The organism is Rathayibacter sp. AY1F8, from assembly GCF_002932165.1.
In the GTDB taxonomy this organism is placed as follows: domain Bacteria; phylum Actinomycetota; class Actinomycetes; order Actinomycetales; family Microbacteriaceae; genus Rathayibacter.
Genome location: NZ_PSVB01000001.1, coordinates 251,912 through 266,033, shown reverse-complemented (window position 1 = coordinate 266,033; position 14,122 = coordinate 251,912). Strand labels below are relative to the sequence as shown.

Genomic DNA, 14,122 nt, shown 5'->3' with positions numbered 1-14,122 from the left:
GATCGAAGGAGGCCCCGTGCTCCGCCCGAGCGACCTCCTCCCCACTCTCGCCACGACTCTCCGGCGCGGAGTCCGCGACGTCTTCGCGACCACGCGCTCCCGGGGGCGGGATCCTCACCGCCGCACCCGCAGCACCGACGTCTCGGTCCAGCGCGTGCACCATCGCGACGTCTGGGCGCGGGTGAGCACGGTGGGGCGCGACGGCGAGCGCACGTTCGTCCTCGTGCCGGGGATCGGAGTCGCGGCCACGTACTTCGAGCGCCTCGCGCCCGCGCTCAACGAGTTCGGTCCGGTGCACGCCCTCGATCTGCCGGGGTTCGGCGGCGTGCCGCACCCGATCGACGCGCGGCGCATGGACATCGGCGACTACGCCGAGCTGGTCGGCGCGGTCATCGACGAGCTCGGCCTCGACGATCCCGTCGTCCTCGGCCACTCGATGGGGACGCAGGTGGTGGCCGAGCTCGCCGCCCGCCGTCCGGAGCTGACCACCATCGTCCTGCTCGGACCCGTGATGAACCGGCACGAGCGCCGCCTCCCGACCGCCGCGCTCCGCTTCGCCCAGTCGAGCGTCCGCGAGCCCCTCAAGGTCGCGATCCTCGCCGCGGGCGCCTACCTCCTCTGCGGACCGCGCTGGTTCTCCCGCGTGCTGCCCGAGATGATGCACTACCGGATCGAGGAGACCGTCCCCCGGATCCGCGCGTCCGCCCTCGTCATCCGCGGCGAGTTCGACCGGCTCGTGCCGCGCGAGTGGGCGGAGGAGATCGCCCGGTCGATGCCGCACGCGCGGGCCTGGGAGATCCCCGACGCCTCCCACTCCGTGATGCACGCGCACGCGGAGGAGGTCGCCCGCCTCTGCGTCGAGCACGCGCGGGCGCCGCAGCCCGACCGGGACGAGGCCGCCCTCCGCCGCTACCCCGACTCGGAGGTCGACCACTCCGAGGAGGACGCGCCCACCGAGGACCCGATCGGCGCTCTCCGGGGACGCATCACCGAGCTGGCCGGGATCCTCGTGGACGACGACTCCCTCATCGCCGAGGGCAAGACCCTCCACGCCGAGGCGAGCGATCCCGAGGCACTGCACCAGGTCGCTGCCGACCCGGGCGACGGCGAGCTCGTCGAGGGCGGCGGACCGAGGAAGGACGGCGAGCAGGACGGCTGACCACCGCAGGCCACCACGAGCCGCATGTCGCGCGGCGTGAGACGCCGAGCGCTCGCGAGAGCAGCCCTCCCGCCGACGCCACTCGGCGCCCGCCCGTCAGGACTCCGCGCCGACGATCTCCTCGCGGATGCGCCGCAGGTCCTCGGCGAGCGCCCCCAGCAGGATCCAGTGCTGCGGATGCGGAGTCGCGATCACGAGCGGCGCGGTGAGAGCGGGCAGCTCGTCGGTGATCGCCTCCGGCTCGGGAACGTCGACCGAGGACTGCACGAGGAGCCGCAGATCGTGGGCGGCCCGGTGCAGCTGGACGGCGATGTCGGCGATCGTCGGCTCCCCGACGAGCTCGTCGTCGTAGAGGTCGTGCACGGTCCGCGTCATGCCGCGGACCCGGGTCACGATGCGCCCCAGCCGCGGGACGACGGAGTCGAGGGCCAGCAGCCGGTCGCGGTGGGCGGAGCGGCGCGGGTTGAGGCGGAGGGACTCCTCGCCGGTCGCGATCGCCTCCTCCGCCTTGCTCTGCATGGTCTGCAGCAGCCGGGCGTTGATGAGCAGCTCGTCGAGCCGGCGTCGCGGGACGGGGGCCTGGAGGGCGTCGCCGAGGTCGTCGAGGGCAGCGGCGAGCTGAGCGGTGAGATCTCCGATCGCCCGCTCGGCCGGTGCCAGCACGACCGGAGGGACGATGAGCACGTTGATGACGACTCCCACCGCCGCGCCCAGCAGGGTCTCGAGGATGCGGTCGAGCGCGTAGTTCGGCGTGACCGCGCCCACCGAGAGCACGAGCATCGCGCTGATCGGGATCTGCACCGCGGAGGCGGGGGTCAGGCGCACGGCCCACCCGACGGCGATCGCGGCCACGATCGCGAGGAGAACGATGATGCTCTCGCCGCCGAGCACCGTGCCGATCACGGATCCGACGATCACGCCGATGATGACGCCGACCGAGCGCTCGAGGGCCTTGGAGAACGACTGGTTGATGCTCGGCGCGACGACGAGGAGCGCGGCGATCGCGCCGAAGACGGGCAGCGTCCCCGGGAAGACGACGCCGGCGAGGAGCCAGGTGACGACCGTGGCCGCCGCCGTCTTGACCAGCTGCAGCACCGGCGGCCGCGTCGGCACGGTGAAGCTCGAGGTCAGGCGCATGGGACCACGGTAGCGAGCGCCCGCCGCCTCGCAGTCACCACGCGGGTCACCGACTCGCGGCGGCCTCGACGCTCGCGAGCACCGCGCGGAGCGAGCGCGACGCCTCCGCCCGCAGATCGGCGGGCACCCCCGAGAGCAGCGCCCGCTCGGCGTCGAGCACCTCGGGGAAGGCCCGGTCGACCAGCTCCTCCCCCTCGCGAGTCAGCGTGATGAGCGAGCCGCGCCCGTCCGCCGGGTTCGCGGCGCGCCGTACCAGGCCCCGACGCTCCAGCGAGTGCACGCGCTTGGTGATCGCGGGAGCGGAGGCGAGGGCGATCGTCCGGAGGGTCGTCGGCGACTGCGGAGCGCCGGCGCGACGCAGCGTGGAGAGCACGTCGAACTCGCCGCGGGTCAGCCCGTGGGCGGCGAGCAGCTCCTCCGTAGCCCGGACGATCAGCGCGGAGGCGCGGATCAGCCGCCCGACGACGTCGACGGCGGAGGTGTCGAGTTCGGGCCGCAGCACCGCCCAGCCCGCCCTGATCTCGTCGACCGCGTCGCCCGGCTGGCTTTCAGACTGATTCACACGTAAAGTATATCTGCTTCACCCGTGAAACACTTCTCCGGCCGCCGCCGCTCGGACCCCGATCAGAGGACCCGATGGCCGCCACCCCCGTTCTGCCCCACCCCCGCGAGCTCCTCGCCTTCGGCCCGCACGCCGGCGCCCATCGCGTCGCCCTGCGCGCCGGCGTCTCGATCGCCGTCCCGCTGCTCGTCCTCTGGGCGCTCGGCCGCACCGATCTCGCCCTCTATGCGACCTTCGGCGCCTTCACGGCCCTCTACGGACGCCAGCACACGCACCGGCCGCGCCTGCTGATGCAGCTGTCGGCAGCCGCGTTCCTCGTCACCACCGTGACCCTCGGCACCGTCGTCTCCCTCTCTCCTCACCGCGACTGGCTGATCATCCCCGTCGTGGTCGCCGTGACCGTCGCGGCCGCCTACCTCAGCGACGCCCTGCACTGGCATCCGCCCGGCCCGCTGTTCCCGGTGTTCGCCGTCACGGCGTGCGCGTCCGTCCCGTCCGAGCCCTCGCGGATCCCGCTCGCCGTCGCTCTCGCCGCGGGCTCCGCCGCCTTCTCGCTCGTCGTCGGCCTGAGCGGTGTCGCGCTCCCCCGCGCACGCCGCCTCGCCCCGACGCCGTGGCGCACCTCGTTCCGCGCGGCGGCGGCCCGTCCGGCGACGCGCGCCGCCCTGCTCCGCTTCGGGACCGTCGTCCTGGTGGCGGGCACCGTCTCGACCGCGACGGGCCTGGGCCACCCCTACTGGGCGATGGTCTCCGCCGTCGCAGCCGTCTCAGGAGCGGACGCCGGCGCCCGGCTCGTGCGCGCGGGACACCGGATGCTGGGCACGATCGTCGGAGTGCTGATCGCGGCCGCGCTCCTGGCCCTGCCGCTCTCCCCGCTCGCCGTGATCGTGGTGGTGGTGCTCCTCCAGATGACCGCCGAGCTCGTCGTCGGCCGCAACTACGGCCTGACCCTCGCCTTCGTCACTCCGCTCGCGATCCTCATGGTCGAGCTCGCGCATCCCGTCGACGAGCTCGTGCTGCTGCGCGACCGGGCGCTCGAGACCGCGCTGGGCGTGCTCGTCGGAGTCGTGGCGACGCTCCTGACCCACGCCGCCTCGCAGCGCTCGCGCTCCCGCTCCTAGGCTCAGGAGGATGGACCGCACGATCCCCGCTGTGCTCGCCGAGATCACGGCGGCCGTCGCCGAGGTGCGCGACGTCGCACGGTCGCAGCAGGACGGCGCGCGGGCCCGCGTCGCGGACCGGCTCGACGAGCTGTTCGCCGGAGCGACGACCCGCCGAGACGTCCGGGCGGCGGCCGCCGACGCGCTCGGGCTCTGGGGCGGGGCGGGCTCCTTCTCGGACGTCGGCTCGGCCGAGGCCGACCACGCGATCAGGCGCCTGTACCGGGCCCTGCGCGCCGGCCGCTCCTGGCTGCTCCACACCGGCTGACCCGCACGTCGCGACCGCCGCACGACGCCGGGAACGACGAAGGCCCCCTGCTTCCGTGGAAGCGGGGGGCCTTCTCGTTGGCGGTACCGGTGGGATTTGAACCCACGGTGGACGCAAGCCCACACATGTTTTCGAGACATGCTCCTTCGGCCGCTCGGACACGGTACCGGGGTCGAGTGTACGCGACGGCCGGAAGTCGCGCCAATCGAGCGGACGGGCCGCCGTCAGGCGGGGAGGAGGAAGCCGAGCACGCGGTCCCACTCCGGGATCGCGAGCAGGTGGCCGCGGCCGGGCACGACCTCGAGGCGGGAGTCGGGCAGCCGTGCGGCGTACCACTCGGCGTGGCGGCGGCCGGCGACCGCGTCCTCGGCGCCGTAGAGGAGGAGCGCGGGCGGCTCGGCGGACTCGACGGCGAAGCCCCACTCCTGCACGCCGTAGCTGATGAGGTCGGCGGCCATGCCGAGGGCGCCCTGGGCGACGGCGCGCTCGAGCATGCGCGAGAGGCGCTCGCGGACTCCGGGGGTCTCGAGCACCGCCGTGTCGGCGTCGCCGGAGCCGAGCATCCCGAGCAGGGCGTCCGGGGCGGGGGCCGGGCCGAAGGCGCCCTCGAGCGTGCGGGTGAGCGAGCGGACGGCCTCGTCGAGCGGAAGCTCGGCCAGGCGCGCGAGCTCGGCACGGTTCTCGTCGCCGACCCACGGCACGGCGTCGTCGGGAGCGGGCGTGCCGATCACGGCGACGCGCTCCACGAGGCCGGGGTAGTTCGCGGCGAGCGCGAGGGCCACGCGGCCTCCCGCCGACCAGCCGGCGACGCTGACGGAGGCGATGCCGACGGTCGCGAGGTACTCCGCGATGTCGGCGGCGGCCTGCTCGGGGCTGGCTCCGACGCCCGCTCCGGCGGGGTCGAGGTCGGTCAGAAGGGAGGAGGCGCCGTAGCCCGGGCGGTCGAACGAGAGCAGGCGCACCCCGTGGCGCGCGGTCGCCTCCGGGTCGGGGTCGAGGTCCGAGGAGCCGGGAGCGGGATGCGCCAGGACGACGACCCGCTCGGCGCCCTCGGGGCCGGACCAGCTGACTCCGAGCGGGCGGCCGGACTTGAGGACGTGCACTGTCGAGGGCATGTCCCCCAGTCTCCCGCAGACGTCCGACGCCGACGGAGCGGCGCTCGGGAGTCGTCTTCCGAGGCGCGATCCTCCGCCTCCGCCCCTCCGCGACGACGCTCCTCCACAGACGGCTTCCACGCGACCTCTCCCCCGGCCTGGCGCGCCCCGCTCCCGGCGTCGGTGGTCGACGGTACTGTCGAAGACACGTTCGAACGAGCGGCGGTGTCGGGGGTCCCCCGTAGCGTCGCGCTCGTCCCCCTCCTCCGCCCCGAAAGGACCTCATGGCCTCCTCGAAGACGCGCACCGCCCCGTACCGCTGCTCGGAGTGCGGGTGGACGACCGCGAAGTGGGTGGGCCGCTGCGGCGAGTGCCAGCAGTGGGGCTCCGTGATCGAGAGCACCGAGCGCACCGGCCTCGTCCGCGCGGTCGCCGCTGTGGCTCCGGCCGCCGGCCGCATCGCGCGGCCCATCACCGAGATCGAGACCACGTCGGCGGCGCACCGCCCCACCGGCGTGGGCGAGCTCGACCGCGTGCTCGGCGGCGGGATCGTCTCCGGTGCGGTCGTGCTGCTCTCGGGCGAGCCCGGCGTGGGCAAGTCGACCCTCCTGCTCGAGGTCGCGAGCCGCGCCGCGGCCGAGGGCCAGCGGGTCCTCTACGTCAGCGCGGAGGAGTCGGCCGCGCAGGTGCGCATGCGGGCCGAGCGCACCGGCGCGATGCACGACAGCCTCTTCCTCGCGGCCGAGACCGACCTCGCCACCGTGCTCGGCCAGATCGACGAGGTCCGACCGGACCTGCTCATCGTCGACTCGGTGCAGACGGTCGCGAGCGACACCGTCGACGGCCTGCCCGGCGGTCCCAGCCAGGTCCGCGAGGTCGCCGCGACCCTCATCCGCGTCTGCAAGGAGCGGGCGCTCCCCCTCGTGCTCGTCGGACACGTCACGAAGGACGGCTCCATCGCGGGGCCGCGCCTGCTCGAGCACCTGGTCGACGTGGTCTGCCACTTCGAGGGCGACCGGCAGACGGCGCTGCGCTTCGTCCGCTCGCTCAAGAATCGCTTCGGCCCGACGGACGAGGTCGGCTGCTTCGAGATGACCGCCGAGGGCATCGCCGAGATCCCCGACCCGAGCGGTCTGTTCCTCAGCCGCACCCGCTTCCCCACCCCGGGCATCTGCGTCACGGTCGCGATGGAGGGACGCCGCGCGCTCCCCGTCGAGATCCAGGCGCTCGTGATCGCGAACGACGGCGAGCACCCCCGCCGCGTCACGAACGGAGTCGACGCGTCCCGGGTCGCGATGATCCTCGCGGTCCTCGAGCGCCAGGCGGGCATCCCCCTGCGGCGCTGCGACGTCTATGTGTCGACCGTCGGGGGCGTGAAGCTCATGGAGCCGGCGGCGGACCTGGCGATCGCGGTCGCCATCGCGTCCGCGCACGCCTACACGCCGCTGCGGCCCGGGATCGCCGCGTTCGGCGAGATCAGCCTCTCGGGAGACATCCGGCCCGCCTCCGGAGCGAAGCAGCGCGCCTCCGAAGCGACACGACTCGGGCACTCCTCGCACCTCGACTCCAGCGCCTTCACCCTCTCGAGCGCGATCACCCACGCGCTCGTCCCCGTTCCCGAGCGCATCCGTCCGGAGCGGGTCCCCGCGCACTGACGGCCGCGTCCCCGGCATGCTGCACAGGCACCCGTCCATCGCTCGGAGCCGCGGGTGCCCCCGTCCACCGCATGGTCGAGGATCGCCACCGGAGGCGAACACGGGCTCCATGGGCACTACCCGACAGCTCCGCGCGACCACCGCACGCGTCCGCTCCGCCGCGGCCGCCCGTCGCAGCCTGCCCCTAGACGCCGCCCCCGCCGCCGCCGCTCGACGAGCTCGACGAGGATCCGACGTAGCTCGACGTCGACGACGAGAACGAGGACACGCTGCCGGCGAAGGCCGCCGCGTGGAAGCCGTTCGGTCCGGAGTACCAGACCGGCTCCTCGCCGGTGCGCTCGTAGGCCGACGCGAGCTCCGCCGACCACTCCTTCTCGAGACCGAAGAGCACGGCCCACGGCAGCAGGCGCTCCGTCACCTCGACCACCTCGACCGGTCCGACCGTGCGCCGATCCGCCCCGCGGGGCGACTGCAGCATCGCGATCCGGTCGGCCTCGGCCAGGCGGATGTACAGCTCGAGCCCGCGCAGATGGTCGCGCAGCTCCGCGCCCGCGGCCGTCAGCGGCACCCTCGAGACCAGGATCGTCCCGACGACGGCCGCAACGATCGCGACGAGCATCAGCACGAGCGGAAGCGCTCCGCCGAAGGAGCCGGTCATCAGGAGGATCGCGCCCAGGAAGGCGGCCATGACACCCAGCAGCAGCGGGACGATCACGAGCACGCTGCCGCCGATCGTCCCGGCCTTCTTCAGTCCCGCCTCGGTCACCCGGTTGCCCAGCGCGGTCCGGAACTGTCCGACGGCCTTGCCGAACTCCTTGTCCTTGCCGGAGAGCTCACGCACCGTCCCCGGCGCCCGGCCGAGGGCGATGTCGAGGAACTCGCGGTCGTCGGACGCGAGGGGCCGCGGGCGTCCCGCGCGTCGCGTCGGCGTCGTCGCAGGGTCGAGCACCCGCACGGCGTACTCCTGCTTCCGCCCCTCCCCCGTCTCCTCGATGCGCACGAGACCACGGACGGCGGCGTCCAGGAGTCCGGCCGCGGGGGCCTTCGACGTCTTCCGCAGCAGCGCGGCGGAGAGGAACAGCCCCTCCGCGGGCGGGTCGTACTCGGCGACGACGGTCGGGCGGCCGGGAGCGTCGCGGAGCACGGTCCGGCGGCGGTGCACGGCGAGCGCGAGGCCGATCAGGACCGCGGCGAGGCCGCCCAGCTGCACCCAGGACCAGCCGGAGGCGAGGTAGCGGTCGTCGCGCGGCGTGAAGGTCCCGGGAGCGAAGCCGATCGCCACGGTCACGTTCTCCCCCGGAGCCAACGACTCCCCCGATGCCGTGACGACCGCGCCGTCGCGGCCGATGGGACAGGGCGTCGTCGAGCCCTCCGGTCCCCGGTAGCAGCTGACGGTCCCCGTCGCGGCGGAGGCCAGCGACCCGGCGAGCTCGACGCGCACGTCGTAGCGGTCGAAGGACTGGCGCCAGCCCGTGCCGTTGACGTCCCAGTAGAACTCGTCCTCGCCGCTGCGCGTGCCGGATCCAGGCAGGGTCGTGTTGTGCTGCGTGTAGGTGAAGACGTAGGTCTGGCTGCCGCTGACGAACTCGTCCGCCGCGCTGGTGACCAGGAGGAAGCCGTCCTCGCGCTCGGTGTCGACCGGCCGCGCCTCCCCGTCGCCGTCGGTGACGGACACCAGGTCGACGTCGGTCGGGTGCCCCTCGTAGTCGAGCGGGATCGCGCGCTGCATGCCGCGGTTCTGCGACGGCGGGAACTCGGCGACGAAGGTCTCGACAGTGGTCAGCGTCGAGCGGCCCTCCTCGTCGCGGTCGAGACGGAAGTCGGCCGAGTACTCCGAGAACCGGAAGCCGTCCACGTCCGCGCGCACGACACCCGCGACGGGCTGCGGAGCCGCGACAGGGTGCGGAGCCGCCACGGCCTGCGCCGCCGCTCCGCCGACCAGCAGCGGGACCGCGAGGGCCACGGCCGCCGCGCGCCGCGCGACCACCCCCGCCCGGCCGGTCGAGGCGGACAGGATCGTGCCGAGCAGCCCCCACATGCCTGCGATGCTACGCGCCGACGCACGCCCGGCACGTCCCCCGGGCGGACTACTGGAGCAGGAACTGCGTGGGCGAGCCCGAGGGGATGCCGGCGACCGACACCGACAGGTTGTAGGCGGCGCCGCCCGCCTCGACCGCCTCGCGTCCGCCGGAGCAGGTGTCGGCGGAGGAGCGAGTGCGGTCCCACGTCAGCGCGCTGCCCATCACCGAGCGGCCCGCCTGGAGGAGCACCGGCAGATCGGCCGCGCCGGTCTGGCAGTCCGTGGAGGTCCAGATCTGCTCGGAGCCGCTCGTGATCGTGAAGACCTGCTTGCTCGTGCCCGCGTCGATCACGCAGTCGGTGCTCGAGATGTTGGCCAGCGAGAGCGAGAGCTGCGGATCCTCGCCGGGCGCGTAGCTCGTGGCGTCCGTGACCGCGGTGACGGCGACGGAGTCGGCCGTGCAGGCGGGTGCGGCGCCGGGCGTCGCACCGGGCGAGGTGGTCGGGTAGAGCGTCGGCAGCACGACGGTCGGCGTGGGGCTCGACGCGGCGTCGGAGCCGGTCATCCGCGGGAGCAGCGACAGCACCACCGCCAGGCCCGCGACGATGACGACCAGCGCGAGCAGCACTCCGGCGCGGCGTCGCCGGTAGACCCGGGAGGGCAGGCGGCGGGGCGGCGGAGTCACCGGGACAGGCTACGACGTGGCGGCGGTCAGAGCGTCTTCAGCATGCGGGTGTTGCCGAGCGTGTTCGGCTTCACCCGGGCGAGGTCGAGGAACTCGGCGACTCCCTCGTCGGGAGAGCGGAGCAGCTCGGCGTAGACCTCGGGGTCGACGACCTTCTCGCCGATCGGCTCGAAGCCGTGGCGGGCGAAGAAGTCGACCTCGAAGGTGAGGCAGAACAGGCGCTTCAGGCCGAGCTCGCGCGCGTCGTTCTCGAGGCGCTCCAGGATGTGGTGGCCCACGCCCCTCCCGAGCCAGTCCTGCGCGACCGCGAGGGTGCGCACCTCCGCGATGTCGTCCCACATCACATGGAGCGCACCGCAGCCGATCGCCGTCCCGTGCCCGTCCTCGGCGATGCGGAACTCCTGCACGGCGCCGTAGAGCACCACGCGGTCCTTGCCCAGGAGGATGCGCTCGTTCACGAGCGGCTCGCTGAGCTCCTGGATGAAGGGGACATCGCTCGTGCGCGCGCGGCGCACCGGGTACTTCCAATCGGCCATTCGACAAGCCTAGGCCGCACCGGGCGCGGGATCCTGCGAGCAGGCGCCCACCCCCGGACGACGACGTGCCCGCCCCCTCGCGAGAGGGGACGGGCACGGGGTCGTTCGGCAGCCTGCTACGACATCAGGTCGGGCGTCGCCGGGCCGGCCGTGGCCGCTCCGGTGGACGCGCCGGCGCTGATCGAGATCAGACGCGGGGTCGTGGTGAAGACGAACCTGTTGTCGGCGAAGTCCACGTGGATGTGGTCTCCGGCGCCGAGCTCGCCGTGCAGGATCCGCTCGGACAGCTGGTCCTCGATCTCGCGCTGGATCGCGCGGCGCAGGGGGCGCGCACCGAGGGCCGGGTCGAACCCGACCTCGATCAGGCGCTCCTTGGCCGGCTGCGTCAGCTCCACCGTCATGTCGCGGTCGAGCAGACGGTCGCCCAGGCGCTTGATGAAGAGGTCGACGATCTGGAGCAGCTCGGGCTTCGACAGCTGCGGGAAGACGATGACGTCGTCCACGCGGTTGAGGAACTCGGGCTTGAAGTGCTTCTTGAGCTCCTCGTTGACCTTGCCGCGCATGCGGTCGTAGCCGGTGGCGTTGTCGCCCTCGATCTGGAACCCGACGGGACCACCGGCGATGTCACGAGCACCGAGGTTGGTGGTCATGATGATGACGGTGTTCTTGAAGTCGACGACACGGCCCTGGCCGTCGGTCAGTCGACCCTCCTCCAGGATCTGGAGGAGCGAGTTGAAGATGTCCGGGTGCGCCTTCTCGATCTCGTCGAAGAGGACCACGCTGAACGGCTTGCGGCGCACCTTCTCGGTGAGCTGGCCGCCCTCCTCGAAGCCGACGAACCCGGGAGGGGCGCCGAACAGCCGCGAGACGGTGTGCTTCTCGCCGTACTCCGACATGTCGAGCGAGATCATCGCGTTCTCGTCGTCGAAGAGGAACTCGGCGAGCGCCTTGGCCAGCTCGGTCTTCCCGACGCCCGTGGGGCCGGCGAAGATGAACGAGCCCGAGGGGCGCTTGGGGTCCTTGAGGCCCGCGCGGGTGCGGCGGATCGTCCGCGAGAGGGCCGCGATGGCCTCCTCCTGGCCGATGACGCGCTGGTGGAGGGCCTTCTCCATGAAGACGAGCCGCGAGGACTCCTCCTCGGTGAGCTTGAAGACCGGGATGCCCGTCGCCTGGGCGAGGACCTCGGCGATCAGGCCCTCGTCGACCACGCCGGTGGCCTTGACGTCGCCCGACTTCCACTGCTTCTCGAGGCGCAGGCGCTCACCGAGCAGCTGCTTCTCCTCGTCGCGCAGCGACGCGGCCTTCTCGAAGTCCTGGTCCTCGATCGCGGCCTCTTTGGCGGAGCGGACCACGGCGATGCGGTCGTCGAAGTCGCGCAGCTCCGGCGGCGCCGAGAGGATCGAGAGGCGCAGGCGTGCGCCGGCCTCGTCGATCAGGTCGATCGCCTTGTCGGGGAGGAAGCGGTCGCTGATGTAGCGGTCGGCCAGATTGGCCGCCGAGACGATCGCGCCGTCGGTGATGGACACCTTGTGGTGCGCCTCGTAGCGGTCGCGCAGCCCCTTGAGGATGTTGATCGTGTGGGGCAGCGACGGCTCCGCGACCTGGATCGGCTGGAAGCGGCGCTCGAGAGCGGCGTCCTTCTCGAAGTGCTTGCGGTACTCGTCGAGCGTGGTCGCGCCGATGGTCTGCAGCTCGCCGCGGGCGAGCAGCGGCTTGAGGATCGAGGCGGCGTCGATCGCGCCCTCAGCGGCCCCTGCGCCGACGAGGGTGTGGATCTCGTCGATGAAGGTGATGATGTCGCCGCGGGTGCGGATCTCCTTCGTGACCTTCTTCAGGCGCTCCTCGAAGTCACCGCGGTAGCGGGATCCGGCGATGAGCGAGCCGAGGTCGAGCGTGTAGAGCTGCTTGTCCTTCAGCGTCTCGGGCACGTCGCCCCGCACGATCGCCTGGGCGAGGCCCTCGACGACGGCGGTCTTGCCGACGCCGGGCTCGCCGATCAGGACGGGGTTGTTCTTGGAGCGGCGGGAGAGGATCTGCATGACCCGCTCGATCTCCTTCTCGCGCCCGATGACCGGGTCGAGCTTGTTGTCGCGCGCCGCCTGGGTGAGGTTGCGTCCGAACTGGTCGAGGATCTGCGATCCCCCCTGAGGCTGCTGCTGCTCACCGCCCACGGCGACCTGCTCCTTGCCCTGGTAGCCCGAGAGCAGCTGGATGACCTGCTGGCGCACGCGGTTCAGGTCGGCACCGAGCTTGACCAGCACCTGAGCGGCGACGCCCTCGCCCTCGCGGATGAGGCCGAGCAGGATGTGCTCGGTCCCGATGTAGTTGTGGCCGAGCTGCAGCGCTTCGCGCAGGGACAGCTCGAGGACCTTCTTCGCCCGAGGCGTGAAGGGGATGTGGCCGGTCGGCTGCTGCTGCCCCTGGCCGATGATGTCCTGCACCTGCTCGCGCACAGCGTCGAGCGAGATCCCGAGGGACTCGAGCGCCTTCGCGGCCACTCCCTCGCCCTCGTGGATCAGGCCGAGCAGGATGTGCTCCGTGCCGATGTAGTTGTGATTGAGCATCTTGGCCTCTTCCTGGGCCAGGACGACGACGCGCCGCGCGCGATCGGTGAATCTCTCGAACATGCTGTCACTCCCTACAGAACCCGCAGGGGTGGGCTCCGATACGTCGACTGTAACCAGCGCTCCCCCCGGTGAGCAGGCCTGTTCGCCCTGGGCGTGCACGCGATCCGGAGGGGTGCGGGCGGCGGTCCCGCCCACCGGTCCATGCGAAGGCATACACTTCCCGCATGAGCAACCTGGAGGAGCATCCCGACGAGCTCCCCGTCGCCGCGGAGCCGGTCCCTCGCGAGCCCGGCGCGGTCGAGATCCTGGAGGCACGGCTCGTCCCGCTCGGCGGTCCGCGTGCGATCGAGGTGCGCCGCACCCTCCCCCAGCGCTCGCGCTCGACCATCGGCGCATGGTGCTTCGCCGACCACTACGGCCCGGTGCGGCTCGGCGAGGAGGCCGGGATGGACGTCCCGCCGCACCCGCACACCGGCCTGCAGACCGTGAGCTGGCTCTTCGAGGGCGAGATCGAGCACCGTGACAGCGTCGGCAGCCTCGCCGTGGTGCGCCCGGGCGAGCTCAACCTGATGACGGCCGGACGCGGCATCTCGCACTCGGAGGTCTCGACCGGGGGCGCGCCCGTTCTGCACGGGGTGCAGCTCTGGGTCGCGCTGCCCGAGGAGGCGCGGCTCGTCGATCCGTTCTTCGAGCACCACCGCGGCGTGCCCGTGGAGCTGCCCGGCGCGCTGGTGCACGTCTTCGTCGGAGGGATGCTCGGCGCGTCGGTGCCCGCGAGCACCTTCACTCCGCTGGTCGCCGCGCAGATCGACCTCGAGCCGGGTGCCCGGGTCGAGCTGCCGGTCGAGGAGTCGTGGGAGTACGGCGTGCTGGTCGACGCCGGCCCCGTGGCGGTCGAGGGTGCGGACGTCCCGCGCTCGGACCTCGCCTACCTGACGCCCGGCCGCTCGCACCTGGTGCTGACCGCCGGGGACGCGGGAGCCCGCGTGGTGCTGCTCGGCGGCGAGCCGTTCGCCGAGGAGCTGGTGATGTGGTGGAACTTCGTCGGCCGCAGCCACGACGACGTGGCGGCCGCCCGCGAGCGCTGGCAGTCCGACGTGATCGCCGGGGCGGATCCCGCAGGACCGTTCGGCACCGTCGACGGGTACGGCGGACGCGCGCTCCCCGCGCCCGTGCTGCCGACCGTGCGCCTCAAGCCGCGCCGCCGGGCCTGAGCCGAGACCGTCAGGCCGAGGCGCTCCGAGGCGGGGCCCACGACGCGGGAGCGCGGAAGTCGCGA

General features: G+C 72.9%; 12 protein-coding genes and 1 tRNA gene. 5 read left to right on the top strand and 8 right to left on the bottom strand.

What is annotated here, in order from left to right:
* Positions 1-16: 16 nt before the first annotated feature.
* Positions 17-1,159, top strand: a complete 1,143-nt coding sequence (locus C5C35_RS01190) for an alpha/beta fold hydrolase (RefSeq protein WP_181027267.1) — start codon at positions 17-19, stop codon at positions 1,157-1,159.
* Between the two features lie 96 nt (positions 1,160-1,255).
* Here C5C35_RS01190 and C5C35_RS01185 read toward each other — a convergent pair whose 3' ends face one another.
* Both C5C35_RS01185 and C5C35_RS01180 read right to left on the bottom strand, forming a co-directional pair.
* A complete protein-coding gene (locus C5C35_RS01185; protein WP_104225996.1) occupies positions 1,256-2,296 on the bottom strand; it encodes an aromatic acid exporter family protein in 1,041 nt (346 codons plus the stop codon).
* 46 nt (positions 2,297-2,342) lie between these two features.
* A complete protein-coding gene (locus tag C5C35_RS01180; RefSeq protein WP_104262354.1) occupies positions 2,343-2,858 on the bottom strand; it encodes a MarR family winged helix-turn-helix transcriptional regulator in 516 nt (171 codons plus the stop codon).
* Positions 2,859-2,932: 74 nt separating this feature from the next.
* On the opposite strand from C5C35_RS01180, the gene C5C35_RS01175 reads away from it, so the two are divergent.
* Together C5C35_RS01175 and C5C35_RS01170 are read left to right on the top strand one after the other, a co-directional pair.
* Positions 2,933-3,979 carry an FUSC family protein gene (locus C5C35_RS01175; RefSeq protein WP_104262353.1) on the top strand — a complete coding sequence of 349 codons (1,047 nt, stop codon included), beginning with the start codon at positions 2,933-2,935 and terminating at the stop codon, positions 3,977-3,979.
* A 10-nt stretch (positions 3,980-3,989) separates the two neighbouring features.
* Positions 3,990-4,286 carry a hypothetical protein gene (locus C5C35_RS01170; protein ID WP_104262352.1) on the top strand — a complete coding sequence of 99 codons (297 nt, stop codon included), beginning with the start codon at positions 3,990-3,992 and terminating at the stop codon, positions 4,284-4,286.
* 78 nt (positions 4,287-4,364) lie between these two features.
* Here C5C35_RS01170 and C5C35_RS01165 read toward each other — a convergent pair.
* A tRNA-Ser gene (locus C5C35_RS01165) sits at positions 4,365-4,454 on the bottom strand.
* Positions 4,455-4,510: 56 nt separating this feature from the next.
* Entirely contained in the window at positions 4,511-5,401 is an 891-nt protein-coding gene (locus C5C35_RS01160) for an alpha/beta fold hydrolase (protein ID WP_104262351.1), read from the bottom strand.
* 263 nt (positions 5,402-5,664) lie between these two features.
* On the opposite strand from C5C35_RS01160, the gene radA reads away from it, so the two are divergent.
* Positions 5,665-7,035 carry a DNA repair protein RadA gene (gene radA, locus C5C35_RS01155; RefSeq protein WP_104239282.1) on the top strand — a complete coding sequence of 457 codons (1,371 nt, stop codon included), beginning with the start codon at positions 5,665-5,667 and terminating at the stop codon, positions 7,033-7,035.
* Positions 7,036-7,219: 184 nt separating this feature from the next.
* Here the strand turns inward: radA and C5C35_RS01150 are convergent, their stop codons facing one another.
* The 4 genes from C5C35_RS01150 to C5C35_RS01135 form a co-directional block, all read right to left on the bottom strand.
* Positions 7,220-9,073 (bottom strand): DUF2207 domain-containing protein, encoded by a 1,854-nt coding sequence (locus C5C35_RS01150; protein ID WP_104262350.1) that lies wholly within the window; start codon positions 9,071-9,073, stop codon positions 7,220-7,222.
* A 49-nt stretch (positions 9,074-9,122) separates the two neighbouring features.
* Positions 9,123-9,740, bottom strand: coding sequence for a hypothetical protein (locus C5C35_RS01145; RefSeq protein ID WP_104226002.1), 618 nt, complete (start codon positions 9,738-9,740; stop codon positions 9,123-9,125).
* A gap of 26 nt (positions 9,741-9,766) precedes the next feature.
* Positions 9,767-10,276 carry an amino-acid N-acetyltransferase gene (locus C5C35_RS01140; protein ID WP_104224089.1) on the bottom strand — a complete coding sequence of 170 codons (510 nt, stop codon included), beginning with the start codon at positions 10,274-10,276 and terminating at the stop codon, positions 9,767-9,769.
* Between the two features lie 116 nt (positions 10,277-10,392).
* Positions 10,393-12,903 (bottom strand): ATP-dependent Clp protease ATP-binding subunit, encoded by a 2,511-nt coding sequence (locus C5C35_RS01135; protein ID WP_104234294.1) that lies wholly within the window; start codon positions 12,901-12,903, stop codon positions 10,393-10,395.
* 164 nt (positions 12,904-13,067) lie between these two features.
* Between C5C35_RS01135 and C5C35_RS01130 the strand changes: the two genes are divergently transcribed.
* Positions 13,068-14,057 carry a pirin family protein gene (locus tag C5C35_RS01130; protein ID WP_104262349.1) on the top strand — a complete coding sequence of 330 codons (990 nt, stop codon included), beginning with the start codon at positions 13,068-13,070 and terminating at the stop codon, positions 14,055-14,057.
* The last annotated feature ends 65 nt before the right edge of the window (positions 14,058-14,122 follow it).